Source organism: Planosporangium spinosum, assembly GCF_049999945.1.
GTDB classification, from domain to species: Bacteria; Actinomycetota; Actinomycetes; order Mycobacteriales; family Micromonosporaceae; genus Planosporangium; species Planosporangium spinosum.
In genome coordinates this window covers 57,462-73,995 of the sequence record NZ_JBLYUB010000033.1, presented here as the reverse complement: position 1 = coordinate 73,995, position 16,534 = coordinate 57,462, and the positions used below count along the sequence as shown (strand labels likewise).

The following is a 16,534-nucleotide window of genomic DNA, read 5'->3' as shown; positions in this document are numbered from 1 at the left end:
TACGGACGCCGCTGGGACGGCGACGACGGCGAATCGCCCGAGCCCAAACGGCCAGCCCGGCTCCTCACCGACCTGCCACCCATCCTGCCCTGGTGGGGACCACGCCAGCGAGGTTGAAATCAGCTCAAGGTCTTCCACAAACTGCTCCAGCTTTCTGAGACGACCGCCAGGAAACGTCGGTGACGTGGATCCCGGCCGACTCGGTGGAGATCATCTGGGGTGGCGGCCTCGTCCTCGGCGCCGATCTCGGGGTCTTCTACCGGGCTCCCGGCCATGCCGACCGGACGGTACCCGGCAGCAGCCTGCCCACCATGGCGACGATGCAGGTCAAGGCCGGCCCGCTCGGCGTGACGCTGCGCGCGGCGACGCACGGGCGGGGCATCTGGTCGTACGACCGTGCGGCAGCTGCCGTACGGCTGAACTCCTCCCGAAGATAGCGATGGCTGGAAGGCACTCGCCCTCCAGCCATCGCCTGGCGGTGCCGGCGGTGCCGCCGTCGCCGCCGCCGCCATGATCGTCACAACTTCCGAGTAGTTGTGGTATCAGCACGGGTCGGAGGCAACAACTTCCCGGAAGTTGTGTGGATCTAGGCCTTCCGGACGTTGTGTGGATCCAGGCGGTTGGGGAGCTAGGCCGCGGTCGGCCGCAGCGGGAAGATCATGCAGGACGACGTCGCGTGGGCGACGAGCCGGTCGGCGCCGTCGAACACCTGCGCCTGCGCCAAGGCGGTCCGCTTGCCGCGCGACAGCACCACGCCCTCGCAGCGCAGCAGTCCCGAGTGGACCGTGACCGGCCGCAGGAACTTCGTGGTCAGGTCGAGCGAGGTGTACCCGACGCCGGCCGGCAGGGTCGACTGCACCGCGCACGCGGCGGCGGAGTCCAGCAGGGTCGCCAGCACTCCGCCGTGCATGGTGCCCAGCGGGTTGTAGTGGAACTCCTGCGGCTCCAACCGGAAGACGATGCGCCCCTCCTCCACCTCCGCGCCGCTCATGCCGAGCGTGCGCATCACGGGCGGTTGCGGAAGGTCCCCGGTCCCGATGGCCTGGAGGATCTCCAGCCCGCTGCGGTCCGCCATGGCGGCGGCGCTGATGCCGGGGTCCTCCCAGGTGTACGTACGGGTCCTGACGGCATCCTGAGTCTCGGTCATGGACGCAGCCTGGCACCGCCTTGCTGAGTCTGTCAACGAGACCTAGCCTGGGCGTGTGGAACATCCCACTCCGCCCGCCAGCGTCACCGAGCCTGTCGCTGCCACCGAGCCCGCCAGCGTCACCGAGCCCGCCAGCGTCACCGAGCCCGCCAGCGTCACCGAGCCCGCCAGCGTCACCGAGCCTGTCGCTGCCACCGAGCCGGCCGTCGCCATGGCGTCCACCGCTGCGGAGCCGGCCGCCCTGCTGTGGTCGGTCGACAACTGCACGGTCGCCCGGGCAATGGCGATCATCGGCGACAAGTGGACGTTCGTCGTGCTGCGTGAGGCCTTCTCCGGGCTGCGACGCTTCGACCAGATGCGCGTCCGTACCGGCATCCCGCGCCAGGTGCTCGCCAACCGCCTCGACCGACTCGTCACCGAGGGCATCCTGCGCCGGCAGCCGTACCGCGAGCAGGGCTCCCGTACGCGCACCGAGTACCGCCTGACCGACAAGGGATTCGACCTGTACCCCGTGCTCACCGCCGTCCTGGCGTGGGGTGACCGGTACCTCGCCGACCCGGAAGGATCCCCGATCGAACTGGTTCACCGCGACTGCGGCGCGGAGGTGCGTACGCCGCTGCACTGCGCGGCCGGCCACGAGGTCGCCTCGCCCCGCGACGTCGTACCGCGCCCCGGACCGGGCGCCCACCGGCGCGCCTGAGCCGGTGCGACAGAGCCGATGACCGCGAGCCGGTGCGACAGAGCCGGCGCGCCTGAGCCGGCGCGACAGAGCCGGTGCGACAGAGCCGATGACCGCGAGCCGGTGCGACAGAGCCGGCGCGCCTGAGCCGGTGCGACAGAGCCGGTGCGACAGAGCCGATGACCGCGAGCCGGCGCGCGCGAGCCGGCCTCCCTTGCCGAGTTGAGGGTATTGCGGTCGTCGTCGACGTAGGCGGCCGAGCGGCTCAGGTGTTGACGTGCGCCTCTCAGCGCCGACCGCCGAAACGCCACGGGCGCGTGTACCCGGAAGGGTACGGGGTGGCTAGCGGCCGGCGCTGCGCTCTTGGTCCGGGTCGTGCGCCGTGTGGTCCGGCTCGTGCGCCGTGAGGTTGTCCTCCAGTCGGTGCAGCACGCGGAGCGCTTCGCGCTGTTCGTCCGGGGCCATTTCACCGATCGTGCGGCGTTCGAGGTCGTCCCAGATGCGCTCGATCTGCTTGCGGAGGACGAGGCTGGCCGGGGTGGGTTCGACGCGCGTGGCCCGGCCGTCGTCGGGGTCCGGGACGCGGCGCACATAGCCGGCCCGTTCGAGACGCTGCACGGTGCGGGTCATGCTGGCCGAGTCGGTGTCGAACTCGGCGGCGAGGTCGATCTGGCGCTGCGGCCCTGACTCCCACAGTCGCATCATGAGCAGTTCCTGTCCGGGGTGGAGACCGACCTCGCGCAGCAGTTGGCCGGCGAGCATCTTGTGGGTCCGGGCCAGCCGGAAGATCGCGTGGCTGATCGGACCGCCCGCCGCGGCGCCGGGCCGCCGCCGCTCGATCGGCACATCCTCTGCACTCATGTCACCAGATTACCTGTCCGGGTCAGGTGTGCGACTCGTCACTGGGCTTGCAGAAACACTTGCAGGTGCCGGAGCATTTACCTGTCCAGGACAGCTAATTCGGATGGACGGGAGTTCGGACATGTCTAGAGCATTCGAACCGGTCACCATCGGCCGCCACACGACCCGCAGCCGGGTGGTCATGGCCCCCATGACCCGCAGTCGGGCATACGGGCGCGGAGCCAGCCCGACCGAGCCGATGGCCGCCTACTACGGCCAGCGCGCCGGCGCGGGGCTGATCATCACCGAGGGCATCCAGCCGTCGGTGGTCGGGCAGGGCTACCCGGACACCCCGGGGCTGCACACCGCCGAGCAGGTCGCGGCGTGGCGTCCGGTGACCGCCGCCGTACACGAGCGGGGCGGGCTGATTTTCGCGCAGCTCATGCACACCGGCCGGATCGGCCACCCCAGCCTCTACGAGCAGGAACTGACGCCGGTCGGCCCGTCGCCGGTGAAGGCGGCCGGCACCGTGTTCACACCGCAAGGCCAGGAGGAGTTCGTCACCCCGCGGCCGCTGGACCATACCGGTATCGCGCAGACCATCGACGACTTCGCCTCGGCGGCCCGCAACGCCATCGCGGCTGGCTTCGACGGGGTCGAACTGCACGGTGCCAACGGGTACCTGCTGCACCAGTTCCTCTCCACCAACGCCAACCAGCGCGACGACGAGTGGGGCGGCAGCGTTGCCGGACGCATCCGGTTCACCGTAGAGGTCGCCCGGGCCGTCGCCGGCGCGATCGGCGCCGACCGGGTCGGTCTGCGCATCTCCCCGGCCAACCCCTACAACGACATTGTCGAGGACGGGCACCGGAAGACCTACCTGGCGCTGCTCGACGCGCTCAACCCGCTCGGCCTCGCCTACCTGCACGTGGCCGAGGGGCCGGACACGGAGTTCACCGGCCGGCTACGCGAGCGGTGGAACGGCCCGCTGATCCTCAACCCGTACACCCCGGGCGCCTACACCGGGCCGGAGGCACTGAAGTTCGTCGACACCGGAGACGCCGACCTGGTCTCCTTCGGCGCTCTCTTCCTGGCCAACCCGGACCTACCCGACCGGCTGCGGGTCGGCGGCCCCTTCAACGTCCCGGACTACCGCAAGGCCTACGGCGGCGACCACCGCGGCTACACCGACTACCCCACGCTCACCGGCTACTCCACGCTCGCCGACTACTCCACGCTCGCCGAGAAATAGGGAGACAGCGATGAAGGCCATCACGTTCGACACGTTCGGCGGCCCCGAGGTGCTACACGTCACGGAGGTGCCGCTCCCCGCGCCCGGGCCGGGGCAGATTCGGGTCCGGGTCCGCGCCGCCGGGGTCAACCCCCTCGACGGCAAGATCCGCAGCGGCGCGATGAAGGCGCTCTTCCCGACCCCGCTGCCCGCCGTCCTCGGCATCGAACTGGCCGGGGTGGTGGACGCGCTCGGCGACGGGGTGACCGGCGTCGGCGTCGGCGACCGCGTCTTCGGCTGGGCCGACCCGCCGACCGGCTCGTACGCCGAGTACACCCTCGCCACCACCTACGCCCGGCTCCCCGAGGGCCTGGACTTCCCGGCTGCGGTGACCCTGCCGGTGGCGGTCGAGACCACCGTCCGCGTCCTCAACCAGCTCAAGGTCGCGGCCGGGGAGACCCTGCTCGTGCACGGCGCGAGCGGTGCGGTGGGCCAGGTTGCCGTGCAGGTCGCGGTCGCCCGCGGCGCAACCGTGATCGGCACCGCGAGCGAGAAGAACCAGGATGGGGTACGCGCCCTCGGCGCCGTCCCAACCGGGTACGGCCCGGGCCTGGCCGACCGGGTACGCGCCCTCGCCCCGAACGGCGTCGACGCGGTGCTCGACGCCGCCGGCAAGGGCGCCCTCCCCGACTCGATCGAGCTACGCGGCGGCACCCACCGCGTCATCACCCTCGCCGACCCCGACGCCTACCACCTCGGCGTCACCTTCGCCACCGGCCCAGATGAGCGCTCCGCCGACGATCTCGCCACCTTCGCCGACCGCTTGCTGCGGGGTGACGTAAGCACCAACGTCGCCGCGGTCTACCCGTTCTTCCAGGCCGCCGAGGCGCAGCGGCTCAGCGACAGCGGCCACGCCGGCGGCAAGGTGGTCCTCGTCCCCTGATCGCAGGCCAACGTCCGACCCGGCAGGACCGGTCGTCCTGGCCCACCTCCGGCCAGGACGACCGGTCCTGCGGCCACTACACGAAAGCGGGTACCGCTGTCGCTCGGCCTGCCGGTACTCGGCACTGGTAGTGCTCGACCAGCGTGAAGCGGGACATGACCACATAGAGCAGCCCAAGCGCGGGGAAGCGACGCATCCGGACTCACGCGAGCGGGACGGTCGCGAGCGCAGCTCGGTGCATCCGGATCCGGCATGGGTACCGCGGGGAAGCTCGGCGGATGAGCGGCGTGTCCTCCCCTGCCGCAATACGGAAAATTTTGCCGTAATACGGAAAACCTTTCCACAACCAGCATGCCCGACCGCCCGACGGCAGACGGATAACCAGGACATTCGCGGTCACCCCGACCGTCGCGCCGATCGCCGACCGGCGAACCCGGGCCAACGCATTGAACTTAATCAATCATTCGCGGTACACCTGCGCAAAGGTTTGCAGATGTGTGGAGGAGCGAATGACACTCCGGAGAAGAGGCCCGGCAGGCGTCGGGTACGCCGCCGTACTCGCCGCGACCGCGGCCACCGTCGCCGCGGCCGGCAGCCCGGCGGCGTACGCGGCAACCGCACCGGCGACCGGCACCGCGGCCGGTACGACCGTCGCACCGGCCGCGGACACCACGCCGCCGAGCGTGCCGGGCAATCCGAGAACCAGCAATCTGACCTGCAACTCGGTCACCTTCGCGTGGAACGCGTCCACCGACAACGTCGGCGTCACCGCGTACGACGTGTACCACGACGGCCAGCTCATCACGTCGGTCGGCGGCAGCACGCTGTCGACCACGCTGACCGTCGTCCCCTCGGTCGCCTGGGGGCTGTACGTCAACGCCCGGGACGCCGCCGGCAACGTCTCCCAGGCGAGCAAGACGGTGAACATCACCCCGCCGCCGTGCCAGAACGATTCGCAGCCGCCCACCGCGCCGCCCACGCTGGCCGGCACCGCCTCGGGTACCAGCGTCCGCCTGACCTGGAGCGCGTCCACCGACAACGTCGGCGTCACCGCGTACGACGTCTACCGCGACGGCGCCCTGGCCGGGACGGTCTCCGGCACCGCGGGCACCCCGCCCGGCACCTCGTTCACCGACTCGGGCCTGGCCGCGAGCCGGACCTACCGGTACTACGTCGTGGCGCGGGACGCCCAGGCCAACGTCTCGGCGCACAGCAACGAGATCTCGGTGAAGACCGGCGCCGGGTGCACCAACCCGGTCTGCGGCGTCACCACGGTCACCTCCGACACCGACATCCCGTGGGGCCTGGTGACCCTGCCCGACCGCACGGTGCTGTACACCCGGCGCGACGCGCACGACATCATCCACCTGAACCCGGCGACCGGCGCGAAGACCACCATCGGCACGGTACCCAACGTGCAGGGCACCGGCGGCGAGGGCGGCCTGCTGGGCCTGGAGATCAACCCGAAGAGCTTCGCCAGCGACCACTGGCTGTACATCATGCACACGTCGCCGTCGGACAACCGGATCGTGCGGATCACGTTCGAGAACAACAAGCTTGTCACCAGCACCGAGCAGGTGCTGCTGAGCGGGATCCTGCGCAACAAGTACCACGATGGCGGCCGGCTGCGGTTCTCCCCCGACGGCAAGCACCTGTTCGCCACCGCCGGCGACGGCCAGAACGGGGCCAACGCTCAGGACAAGAAGAGCCTCAACGGCAAGATCCTGCGCATCAACCCCGACGGCAGCATCCCGAGCGACAACCCGTTCGGGAACGCGGTATGGAGCTACGGCCACCGCAATCCGCAGGGACTGGCCTTCGACTCCCAGGGCCGGCTATGGGAGCAGGAGTTCGGCAACAGCATCATGGATGAGACCAACCTGATCACCAAGGGCGGCAACTACGGCTGGCCGCAGTGTGAGGGCACCTCGGGCAGCTGTGACGGCTCCGGCCTCATCGCCCCGAAGCGCACCTACCCGGTGGCGCAGGGGTCGTGCAGTGGCATCACCATCATCCGCAACGCCCTGTACGTCGCCTGCCAGCGCGGCGAGCGGCTCAACCGGCTGGTCATCAACGGCAGCAGCCTCACCAACCTGACCGCGTACTTCCAGGGCACCTACGGCCGTATCCGCACGGTGGAACCCGCTCCGGACGGCGGGATGTGGATGACCACGAGCAACGGCGACAAGGACAGCACCGCCAACAACAGCAACACGAAGATCTTCCACGTCGACCTCGGCGGCTGAGCCGACCGGTGATGTCCGGGAAGTCAACTTCCCGGACACCACCGGTCACCGGCCACCGGTCACCGCTATCCGGCCACCGGTCACCGGTATCCACCGCCGGTCTTCAGCCGCCCCGCCGGGCCGACCATTGGCGCCGCCCCTGGACCGGGTTGCGTCGCCCGACGCCATGGACCCTGCCCGGCGTGCGCGCCGCCGAGGCGTCCTCGGCCCGGCCGCGACGGGCGGCCCGGTTGGGTGGGTCGACCTGCTGGGACTGCGGTGAATCGTGGTTGTCAGGCATGGCGGTGTCCCCTTTCGGACAGGGTGCCAGCGAACGAGAGCATGGAAGAGCCGGTCGCCACGGCGGGCAAAGGCCGGCGATCGCACCGGAGAAGACCGTTCGCTGCATCGAGGAAGGCTGCGGCGAAGCAGACCCGGGCGACGGGCATCGACAGTCGCGAGCGCGACAAGCACCCGAGAACCAGGCGCGCGAACATCCTCAGAGGATCATGTCCGGAACGTTGACGTTCTCCCCGCCCTAACGGACGGGGATTCTCTCCGCGCCGCGCGCGGAACAGCGCGTGGCGCCCGAGTGGATTCCTGCTTCCCGGCGCGGTGCCGGCACGGGTGCCGGTCCTACCCGCGCTCCACAGGCGTTTAGGCTCTCCCCGCGTCCCTGGGCGAGCACGTTGCGCGCCGCGTTGACGTCCCGGTCGTGGGTGCTGCCGCATGGGCAGGTCCAGACGCGGACGTTCAGCGGCTTCGGTCCGTCGACCCGGCCGCACGCCGAACACGTCTGCGACGTGGGCGCGAACCGGTCGATCTTGGCGAAGGTCCGCCCGTACCGGGCGGCCTTGTACTCCAGCATGGCGACGAAGGAGGCCCAGCCGGCGTCGTGGACGGACCTGGCCAGCCTCGTGCGGCCCAGACCGGCCACGCACAGGTCCTCGACGTACACCGCTTGGTTGTCGCGGATGATCGCCGTGGACAGCTTGTGCTGCCAGTCCCGCCGGCTGTCGGCCACCGTCGCGTGCGCGCGGGCGACCGTCACGACGGCCTTGGCGCGGTTGTTGCTGCCCCGCTGCTTGCGGCACAGGGACTTCTGCAACCGGCGCAGCTTACGGGCGGCGCGGCGCAAAAACCTCGGCGCGGCGACCTTCGTACCGTCCGACAGCACCGCGAAGTGCGTCAGCCCCAGGTCGATACCCACCTCGGTGTCCAGCTCGGGAAGCGGCGCGTCGGTGGTGGTCACGACGAACGACGCGAAGTACCGACCGGCCGCGTCCTTGATGATCGTCACCGACGACGGGTCGGCCGGCAGGTCGCGTGACCACACCACCCGCAGGTTGCCGATCTTCGGCAGGCGCAGCCGGTCGTTGCCGCGCACCGCGAACCTACTGTTCTTGGTGAACCGGATCGCCTGCCGGTTGTCCTTGCGCGACCGCAACCGCGGCGGCGCGACCCGGCGGCCCTTGCGCCTGCCCGACAGGGAGGCGAAGAAGTTTCGGTAGGCGGTGTTGAGGTCGGCCAGGGCCTGCTGCAACACCACCGCCGACACCTCACCCAGCCAGGCCCGCTCCGGCGTCTTTTTGGCCTGCGTGATCACCCGCCTGGACAGCTCGGCGTCCGACAGGTACGGCAACCCGGCCTCGCGGGCCTGCTGCCGTGCGCGCAGCCCGTCGTTGAACACCACCCGCGCGCACCCGAACGCCCGCGCCAGCGCCTGGCACTGGCGGGGCGTCGGATAGACGCGGAAGTTGTACCGCAGCCGCACGACCGCACCATATCCGCCCCGTCCGACAAACCCGGACGCCCATCCGCCGTGACGGCCGACCGGCCTGCCCCGACCCGCTACCCGGGAGGGTCCGCTTCACCCCCGGCCTGAAGACCGGAGCACTGCGGACGATTTCGGTAGCCGGTACCGCCGCATCACCGCACCCGAATATCGCGCACCCAGCCGCCGGTTCGTCCGGCCTGCCGTTCCCTGATCGCGTGCCGCCTGCCCGATCGCGTGCCGCTTGCCGTGATTGGATAGCGCGAAGCCGACCTCGATTGGACGTGCCGTGCCAGGACCCATGGACGCCGCGGTGGCGCGACACCTACGCCGCGCCGGTCAGTGGGACCTCGCGCTGGCGGTCGTCCCCGCCGACGCCGCGCACCTGCGCGCCGAGATCCTCGTCGACCGGTACCTGTGGCAGCTCGAGGGCTGCGCCGACGCCGAGGCGGCGATCGACGCGGCCGGTCGTGCCGGGTACGTGTCACTCGCGGCCCTGCTGCGCGGTCAGCTCGGGTACTGGAAACTGCTCTTCCCGGCGGACACCATCCCGGTACGGGCCGCGCCGGAGCCCGATCCCGCCGGTGACCTCGCCCGTTCCGCCCTGGACCCGCGCCTGTACGGGTGGGCCACGTTCTGGCTCGGGGTGTTCGCCGACAACATCGAGGGCGACCGGGAGGCCGCCGCCGAGCGGTACGCCCGGGCCGATGCCGTCGCCCGCGCCGAAGGCGACCGCCTGCTCGCCTCCTACACGTCCCGCCACCAGGGCGCACATCTGCTCCAGGAGGGTGACCGCGAGGCCGGCGTCGTCCTGCTGCGCCGCTCGCTGCACCTGCGCGCGTCGCTCGGGGCACTTCCGCAGGTCGCCGCGGCTCAGCGGGCCCTCGCCAGCGAGCTCGCCGACGGGCCGGAGCGGGAGGTCCTGCTGGAGTCGGCGCTCGCCACAGCGCGTGAACTGCGGCTGACCTGGCTCCTCCGCGCGCTCGCCGCGGAATCCTGATGAATCCTGGAGAGTTCGCGGGGGTGAAGCCCGCGAACTCTCCAGGATCATGCGGGAAAGCCGAGGCCCGTGGGGGCTAGCAGCTCTTCGACGAGCCCGACGCGCTCACCCTCGGGCTGCCACTGCCGGTCACGCAGTACCCGTTGATGTTCTGGAACCCCAGGTCGAACGGGGAACCGCTGCCGCGCTCCGCGCTGAACCGGTCGAACGTGATGTCCGCCCCGGCGTTGGCGATGACGGCCGGCCGCTTGTCGTTGTCGCTGAAGCTCACCGAACTGTTGGTGAACCGCAGGCCGTTGACGTGGTGCAGGTACCAGCCGTACGCCGGCCGGGTACCGATGCTGCGCGGGTTGTAGTCACCGTTGTCGCTGGGCACCTTCGTCGGGTCCATCGTGCCGTTCCCACCCGGCACGTTCAGCTTGACGTTGTCGAAGGTGACGTTGCGGACCTCGTGGCCGGACTGGCCCCAGATCGTCGGGCTGTACTTGCCCGCGTCCGTACCCGTGATGTTGGTGAAGTGGATGTCGCTGATGTCGCCGACCCCCGGATTGTTGCCGCACCGCTTGCGGGTACCCACCTTGAGCATGATCGGCGACTCGGTTCCGGACATCGTGATGTCGCGGTAGCGGACGTTGGAGATCTTGGCCCCGTCCATCGACACCAGGCCGAGGCCGGACTTGCCGGCGCCGGTGATGGTGATGGCGGAGAAGTCGTAGTCGGTGAAGTCACCGCAGGTCTCCGAGCCGAACATGAGCGCGTTGCAGCAGCCGGCCGACAGCTTGGAGTTGGTCACCGTGACGTGGCCGTTGGGCAGCTTCTGGCCGAGGGCGTAGTCGCTCTTGAACACCAGGGCGTCATCGTTGGCCGCGATGTCGGCGCCTGTGATGGTGACGTTGGTGGTGCTGATGATGTTCCAGCCGTCGCGGTCGTCGGCGGTGCGGATGGTCAGGCGGTCGGAGCGTACGTTGTCGCAACCGTTGATCAGCGCCGCGAAGTGGCCGCCACGGCGGAGCGTGATGCCATTGAGCGTCAGCCCCTTGCACCGGGTCAGTGAGATGATCTTGTCGGCCTGACCGGACTTGGGGTTCCCGGTGATGAGGTTGCCGCCGCCGTCGATCGTGCCCGACCCGGTGAAGCCGATGTTGCTGAGCCGGTCGCCGTAGAACATCGCGTTGTGGAAGTGGCTGTGGCCGTAGTCCTGGTAGTTGTCGTTCGGGTTGCTCTCCGGCGCGTCATAACCTGAACCAGCGCCCCGAACCGTCGCGCCGCTGTCCAGTTGGATCGTGACGTTGCTGCGCAGATGCACGGTGGAGGCCACCTTGTACGTACCACTGGGCACCTGCACGATCCCGCCACCGGCGGCGTTGGCCGCGGTGATCGCCTTCTCGAACGCGGACGCCTCGTTGGCGTTGCCGTCACCCTTGGCGCCGTAACTGCGGATGTTGTACGTCGCCGCGACACCCACCGCCGGCGCGGCTCCGGCCACGGCCGACGCCTGCCCGGTGGTCGCCGAGGCCACCCCGCCGGTCACCGCCACGACCGCGACGGTCGCCGCCGCCACCGTGGTCGACAACGCCGCGGCCGTCAGTACCGCACCCCTGCCGGATGCCGTCGATCCGCTCCAGACTCCTCTGGTCACCTGATCTCTCCCTCCGCGCGGCGACGTGCTCCGCACCGCCGCGCCTCCTCAGGGCGCATCGCCACCGGGCCGCACCGCCGCGGACGGCACCGCACCGAAGACGTGGCCCGCTGACAGAAATGGGGCCGTCAGGGCGCCCGACCTCGCCGCTGCCGGCGCGCTCGGACTTCACCGGGCCGGGTCGGTGAAGCTCGGGAGGACGCTCCTGCAAACGTTTTCAATCGATCCCGGCCCGCTCAGGCTAGGAGCGACAGATCCGATGAGTCAAGAACGATCCATCTACAATTCTGGATGACTGAAAGCAGGTTGACCGCCGCCAGTGTGCGCCCTCAGCAGGAGAGTTCCCGAGACACTGATTGATGCACGTCAAACAACGCCTCGGTCGGATTGGCAGGCGATTCGGCCGAGCCATCCGATCTATATCCGGGCCACCCGGGCCGGCGTGCCGTGAACCGCGGACCGATAGGCCCGGCCGGTGGGTCGGATGCGAGGCATCCCGGAGCGCTGGCTGTCCCCCGAGCGGGCGGGCCCGGTCACGGTCGGGGGTCGACGCGGGTCCAGGACCGGCGGTCCGGACGCGCCTTGCCGGCCGCCGCCGCGCAGCGCGGGCAGATCCGGCCCACCCGGTCGGCCTCGGTCAGCACGTCGGTCGTCGAGTACTCCCACGGTACGTGGGCGAACCGGCGCAGCCGCGACCTGCTCAGGGCCAGTCCGCAGACCGTCTGGTTGGTTCCCGGCACCCAGCCGTGCACCTCCCCCGCGGGTTGGCGTACGCCGTCGTCGTCGATCCACTCACCCGATGCCGCGACCGAGAACCGTGCCATGAGGCATTAGTGCCCACCACCGGCGGCCCTAACTGCATACGTCCTGACTTCCGGGCCACACCGGCTCACCGTGACCCGCCGCGCTACACCCACCCCGGCGGGGCCCGCCCTATGCTTGTGCGCGTCTGCTCAGGGGGTGGCTTCGGTGCTGGTGGTGCATGCGCTCTGGCTGTCCACCGGCCGGCTCGCGCTCTGGGCCGAGGATCCGGCGCTGCCGGTGCCCGCCTCCCGGCGGGGTCGCCCGCGGCGGCCCCAGCCGCATCCGTTCGCCGCGACGCACGACGCGCTCGCCGGGGCGGTCGCCGGGCCAGCGCCGGCCAGCTCCGCGATGGAGCCCGGCAGCACGACCGGCGGTCCGCTCGTCAAGGCGCTCACCGGGGCCGTCCCGCTCCTGCTGCCCACCGCTCGCGGGCTTCCCCTGGCGTCGCCGGAGCTGGTCCGCGACGACCTGGCCGCGACCCCGACCGGACCGGTCACCCTCCGCGGGTGGCTGGTGCCGACGCTGGAGTACGAGCCCGACGACGCCATCGCCGTCCTGTCCGCGCTCGGCTCCCCGGACACCGCACCGGAACCGGTCCGTGGCGCGACCGTCCGGCACCTGGGCGCGGTCCTCGACTTCGCCCGCGACCTGGTCGCCCGCGGTCGGCTGCTGCCGACCGTGCAGCCCGGCCCGGTCGCGGCGTGGCGGCCGGTCCTCGCCGGCGCCGACGCCGAGTGGGCGCGGGCGCTGGCCCTCGCCCTCCCACCGGCCGGCCGCGCCGAAGCGACACAGGCATCCTCCGGCGGTACGGCCGGTGCCGGAGCCGGCGGACCCGAGGAGGGCCGGGACGGCGGGAGCCAGCTGGCCGACCTGCTCGATGCGTTCGTCGACGCGGTCGCGCGCACGGCGCTCGACGGGTACCCGATCACCGGCGGGCGACCACGCGCGGCCGCCGACGCCTGGCGGCGGGCCCTGACCGGGCGGGAGCGCCGGTTCGAGGCGGACCCGGCGGAGGTGGCGCGGCTCGCCGGAGAGCTGGCCGAGTGGCAGCGCGACGCGGTCGGCGGGCCGGTACGGGCCTGCTTCCGCCTCGTCGAACCGGAGGCACCGGGTACACCGGAGACACCGGGTACACCGGAGACACCGGGTACACCGGGTACACCGGAGGCACCGGAAGCCGGCGGGTCATGGCGGCTCCAGTTCGCACTCCAGGCCACCGACCAGCCGAGCCTGGTCGTGGACGCGGACCGGGTGTGGCGCGCCGGGAGCACGCTCCAGGCGCTCTCCCGGCACATCGAGTCGCCGCAGGAGACCCTGCTGGCCGAGCTGGGCCGGGCCAGCCGGCTGCACCCGCCCCTGCGGGAGGCGCTGCGCGAGGCGTGCCCGTCGGCGCTGACCCTCGATGCCGGCGGCGCGCACGCGTTCCTCACCGAGGGCGCGCCCATGCTCGCCGCCGCCGGGTTCGGGGTGCTGCTGCCGTCGTGGTGGGGCCGGCCGTCGGCGCGCCTGGGGGTACGGCTGGCCGCCCACTCACCGACCGCGCCGGGCACGGTCGCCGCGAAGAGCGCGCTCGGGCAGGACGCGATCGTCGAGTACCGCTGGGAGCTGGCCCTCGGCGACGACCCGCTCACCCCCGACGAACTGGAGGCGCTCACCACGCTCAACGCGCCCCTGGTCCGGCTGCGCGGCCAGTGGGTACAGGTGGACCCCAAGCGCCTGGCCAACGGCGTGAAGCTGCTGCGCGCGGGCGGCCCGGCGCAGGCCGGCGTGATCGAGTTGCTGCGCATCGCGGCGTCACCCGACACGGCTCCCGGCGGACTGCCGGTCACCGGCGTCACGGCCGACGGCTGGCTCGCCGAGCTGCTGTCCGGGCAGGCCGACCGGTGCCTCGCGCCGGCACCGGCACCGGCCGGCTTCGCCGGGCGCTTGCGCCCGTACCAGGAGCGGGGCGTCGCGTGGCTGGCGTTCCTGCAGTCCCTGGGCCTCGGCGGGATCCTCGCCGACGACATGGGCCTGGGCAAGACGGTCCAACTGCTGGCCCTGATGGCCGCCGACGCAGCCGACGCCGGCCCGACGCTGCTGGTCTGCCCGATGTCGCTGGTCGGTAACTGGCAGCGGGAGGCCGCGACGTTCACACCCGACCTGCGGGTACACGTGCATCACGGCGCCGAGCGGCTGCGCGGTGAGGAGCTGGCGCGGGCGGTGCGCGACGCCGACCTGGTGATCACGACGTACTCGCTGGCCGCCCGGGACGCCGCCGCGCTCGCCGAGATCACCTGGCACCGGCTCGTCGTCGACGAGGCACAGGCGATCAAGAACGCCGCCACCCGGCAGGCCGTCGCCGCCCGCTCGCTGCCCGCCCGGCACCGCATCGCGGTCACCGGGACGCCGGTGGAGAACCGGCTCGCCGACCTGTGGTCGTTGCTGGAGTTCGCCAACCCGGGCCTGCTCGGCCCCGCCGCGTCGTTCAAGAAGAGTTACGCCGAGCCGGTCGAGCGGCACGGCGACACGCAGGTCGCCGACCGGCTGCGCCGGCTGACCGGGCCGTTCATCCTGCGCCGGATCAAGACCGACAAGACCATCATCAGCGACCTGCCGGAGAAGCTGGAGATGGAGGTGCTCTGCAACCTGACCGCCGAGCAGGCGAGCCTCTACCAGGCGGTCGTCGACGACATGCTGACCAGGATCGAGTCGAGCGACGGGATGGAGCGCCGTGGCCTCGTGCTGGCCACCATGACCAAGCTCAAACAGGTGTGCAACCACCCGGCCCAGTTCCTGCGCGACGGTACCCGGCTAACCGGCCGGTCGGGCAAGCTGGCGCGGCTGGAGGAGATCCTCGACGAGGTCCTGGCCGCCGGTGAGAAGGCGCTGCTGTTCACCCAGTACGCCGAGTTCGGCGGGATGCTGCGCGCGCACCTGTCGGCCCGGTTCTCCCGCGAGGTGGCGTACCTGCACGGCGGCATCGGCAAGGCCGCCCGCGACGACCTGGTCGCGCGGTTCCAGTCCCCCGGCGGCCCGTCGCTGTTCGTGCTCTCGCTGAAGGCCGGCGGTACCGGCCTGACCCTCACCGCCGCCAACCACGTCGTCCACGTCGACCGGTGGTGGAACCCGGCCGTGGAGGACCAGGCCACCGACCGGGCGTTCCGCATCGGGCAGCGGCGCGCGGTACAGGTCCGCAAGTTCGTCTGCGCCGGCACCGTGGAAGAGAAGATCTCCGAGATGATCCGGGACAAGCGGGGCCTGGCCGCGCGCATCGTCGGTACCGGCGAGCAGTGGCTCACCGAGCTGTCCACATCGGAGCTACGGGACCTGTTCGCGTTGGAAGCCGGGGCGGTGGTGGAATGAGCGTCGGCAACTCCCCCGGCTCCGGCGGCTTCCGGGACTTCGCCCGGCCGCGCCGGGTCTCCGGCGGCATCAAGGCCCGCAGTGCCCGCGGCGCCATCGGCGAGTCCTGGTGGTCGCGGCGGTTCATCGCCGTCCTGGAGTCGTTCGCGCTGGGTACCCGGCTCACCCGGGGTCGCGCGTACGCCCGGGCCGGGCAGGTGCTGTCGCTGACCGTCGCCCCCGGTACGGTGACCGCCTCGGTGCAGGGCTCGCGGCCCGACCCGTACGCGGTGACCGTCGGCCTGCAACCGTTTCCGGAGCCGGTCTGGTCCCGGGTGGAGGAGGCCCTCGCCGCGCAGGCGCTGTTCGGCGCCCAACTGCTCGCCGGCGAGATGCCGCCCGAGATCGAGGACGTGTTCGCCGAGGCCGGCGCGCCGCTGTTCCCGGAGTCGATGAAGGACCTGCGGCTGGCGTGCTCCTGCCCGGACTGGAGCGTGCCCTGCAAGCACCTGGCCGCCACGTTCTACCTGCTGGCCGAGGCGTTCGACACCGACCCGTTCCAGATCCTGTACTGGCGCGGCCGGGACCGGGACACCCTGCTGGCCCGGCTGCGGGCGCTGCGCGGCGGCACCGACGCGGCGGCCGGGCCGGCCCCGGCCGCGTCGCCGGCCGTCCCGGTCGGGGCGGCCACGGCCCTCGCCGACCTCGGCACGCCGCCGCTGGCACAGACACTCGACCGGTTCTGGGTCTCGCCGGTACCCCTGCCGCAGCGGCCACCGACCCTTGACGTCGAGCCCGACCTGCTGCTGCGGCAGCTCCCGGTACCGGGGCCGGAGCTCGGCGGCGCCGAGCTGGCCGAGGCGCTGCGCGCCCACTACCGCGATCTTGGACGCTCATCGGCGCCATAGGGCCGCCACGTGTCCACGAG

13 protein-coding genes are annotated in these 16,534 nt (G+C 71.5%); 8 read left to right on the top strand and 5 right to left on the bottom strand.

What is annotated here, in order from left to right:
• The first annotated feature begins 179 nt into the window (after positions 1-179).
• Complete coding sequence (locus tag ACNTMW_RS30225; protein WP_426637347.1) at positions 180-437, top strand: hypothetical protein; 258 nt, start codon at positions 180-182, stop codon at positions 435-437.
• Positions 438-628: 191 nt separating this feature from the next.
• Here ACNTMW_RS30225 and ACNTMW_RS30220 read toward each other — a convergent pair whose 3' ends face one another.
• Positions 629-1,147 (bottom strand): PaaI family thioesterase, encoded by a 519-nt coding sequence (locus ACNTMW_RS30220; RefSeq protein ID WP_426637346.1) that lies wholly within the window; start codon positions 1,145-1,147, stop codon positions 629-631.
• 211 nt (positions 1,148-1,358) lie between these two features.
• Here ACNTMW_RS30220 and ACNTMW_RS30215 point away from each other — a divergent pair, with 211 nt between their 5' ends.
• Positions 1,359-1,847, top strand: a complete 489-nt coding sequence (locus ACNTMW_RS30215; protein WP_426637355.1) for a winged helix-turn-helix transcriptional regulator — start codon at positions 1,359-1,361, stop codon at positions 1,845-1,847.
• Positions 1,848-2,168: 321 nt separating this feature from the next.
• Here ACNTMW_RS30215 and ACNTMW_RS30210 read toward each other — a convergent pair whose 3' ends face one another.
• Positions 2,169-2,687, bottom strand: a complete 519-nt coding sequence (locus ACNTMW_RS30210) for a MarR family winged helix-turn-helix transcriptional regulator (protein WP_426637345.1) — start codon at positions 2,685-2,687, stop codon at positions 2,169-2,171.
• A 121-nt stretch (positions 2,688-2,808) separates the two neighbouring features.
• On the opposite strand from ACNTMW_RS30210, the gene ACNTMW_RS30205 reads away from it, so the two are divergent.
• From ACNTMW_RS30205 to ACNTMW_RS30195, 3 genes are all read left to right on the top strand, one after another.
• Positions 2,809-3,918, top strand: a complete 1,110-nt coding sequence (locus tag ACNTMW_RS30205; protein WP_426637344.1) for an alkene reductase — start codon at positions 2,809-2,811, stop codon at positions 3,916-3,918.
• A gap of 10 nt (positions 3,919-3,928) precedes the next feature.
• Entirely contained in the window at positions 3,929-4,840 is a 912-nt protein-coding gene (locus ACNTMW_RS30200; protein WP_426637343.1) for an NADP-dependent oxidoreductase, read from the top strand.
• Between the two features lie 509 nt (positions 4,841-5,349).
• On the top strand, positions 5,350-7,086 hold the full coding sequence (locus ACNTMW_RS30195; protein WP_426637342.1) for a PQQ-dependent sugar dehydrogenase: 1,737 nt from the start codon (positions 5,350-5,352) through the stop codon (positions 7,084-7,086).
• A gap of 517 nt (positions 7,087-7,603) precedes the next feature.
• Here ACNTMW_RS30195 and ACNTMW_RS30190 read toward each other — a convergent pair.
• The gene (locus ACNTMW_RS30190; protein ID WP_426637341.1) at positions 7,604-8,839 is read right to left on the bottom strand and encodes an RNA-guided endonuclease InsQ/TnpB family protein; all 1,236 of its coding nucleotides are present in this window, start codon (positions 8,837-8,839) and stop codon (positions 7,604-7,606) included.
• A gap of 289 nt (positions 8,840-9,128) precedes the next feature.
• Between ACNTMW_RS30190 and ACNTMW_RS30185 the strand changes: the two genes are divergently transcribed.
• Positions 9,129-9,839 (top strand): hypothetical protein, encoded by a 711-nt coding sequence (locus ACNTMW_RS30185; RefSeq protein WP_426637340.1) that lies wholly within the window; start codon positions 9,129-9,131, stop codon positions 9,837-9,839.
• 76 nt (positions 9,840-9,915) lie between these two features.
• Here ACNTMW_RS30185 and ACNTMW_RS30180 read toward each other — a convergent pair whose 3' ends face one another.
• A complete protein-coding gene (locus tag ACNTMW_RS30180; protein ID WP_426637339.1) occupies positions 9,916-11,478 on the bottom strand; it encodes a glycoside hydrolase family 28 protein in 1,563 nt (520 codons plus the stop codon).
• Positions 11,479-12,011: 533 nt separating this feature from the next.
• Complete coding sequence (locus tag ACNTMW_RS30175) at positions 12,012-12,302, bottom strand: hypothetical protein (RefSeq protein WP_426637338.1); 291 nt, start codon at positions 12,300-12,302, stop codon at positions 12,012-12,014.
• Between the two features lie 145 nt (positions 12,303-12,447).
• Between ACNTMW_RS30175 and ACNTMW_RS30170 the strand changes: the two genes are divergently transcribed.
• Both ACNTMW_RS30170 and ACNTMW_RS30165 read left to right on the top strand, forming a co-directional pair.
• Positions 12,448-15,627 carry an SNF2-related protein gene (locus ACNTMW_RS30170; protein ID WP_426637337.1) on the top strand — a complete coding sequence of 1,060 codons (3,180 nt, stop codon included), beginning with the start codon at positions 12,448-12,450 and terminating at the stop codon, positions 15,625-15,627.
• The gene (locus ACNTMW_RS30165; RefSeq protein WP_426637336.1) at positions 15,624-16,514 is read left to right on the top strand and encodes an SWIM zinc finger family protein; all 891 of its coding nucleotides are present in this window, start codon (positions 15,624-15,626) and stop codon (positions 16,512-16,514) included. Before ACNTMW_RS30170 ends, ACNTMW_RS30165 begins: the two co-directional genes overlap by 4 nt.
• The last annotated feature ends 20 nt before the right edge of the window (positions 16,515-16,534 follow it).

What these genes read in the sequence shown, in the direction of transcription:
- ACNTMW_RS30205 (WP_426637344.1), top strand. Translation starts at nt 2,809, where the DNA reads ATGTCTAGAGCATTCGAACCGGTCACCATCGGCCGCCACACGACCCGC.
- ACNTMW_RS30210 (WP_426637345.1), bottom strand. Translation starts at nt 2,687, where the DNA reads ATGAGTGCAGAGGATGTGCCGATCGAGCGGCGGCGGCCCGGCGCCGCG.
- ACNTMW_RS30215 (WP_426637355.1), top strand. Translation starts at nt 1,359, where the DNA reads ATGGCGTCCACCGCTGCGGAGCCGGCCGCCCTGCTGTGGTCGGTCGAC.
- ACNTMW_RS30175 (WP_426637338.1), bottom strand. Translation starts at nt 12,302, where the DNA reads ATGGCACGGTTCTCGGTCGCGGCATCGGGTGAGTGGATCGACGACGAC.
- ACNTMW_RS30195 (WP_426637342.1), top strand. Translation starts at nt 5,350, where the DNA reads ATGACACTCCGGAGAAGAGGCCCGGCAGGCGTCGGGTACGCCGCCGTA.
- ACNTMW_RS30200 (WP_426637343.1), top strand. Translation starts at nt 3,929, where the DNA reads ATGAAGGCCATCACGTTCGACACGTTCGGCGGCCCCGAGGTGCTACAC.
- ACNTMW_RS30220 (WP_426637346.1), bottom strand. Translation starts at nt 1,147, where the DNA reads ATGACCGAGACTCAGGATGCCGTCAGGACCCGTACGTACACCTGGGAG.
- ACNTMW_RS30165 (WP_426637336.1), top strand. Translation starts at nt 15,624, where the DNA reads ATGAGCGTCGGCAACTCCCCCGGCTCCGGCGGCTTCCGGGACTTCGCC.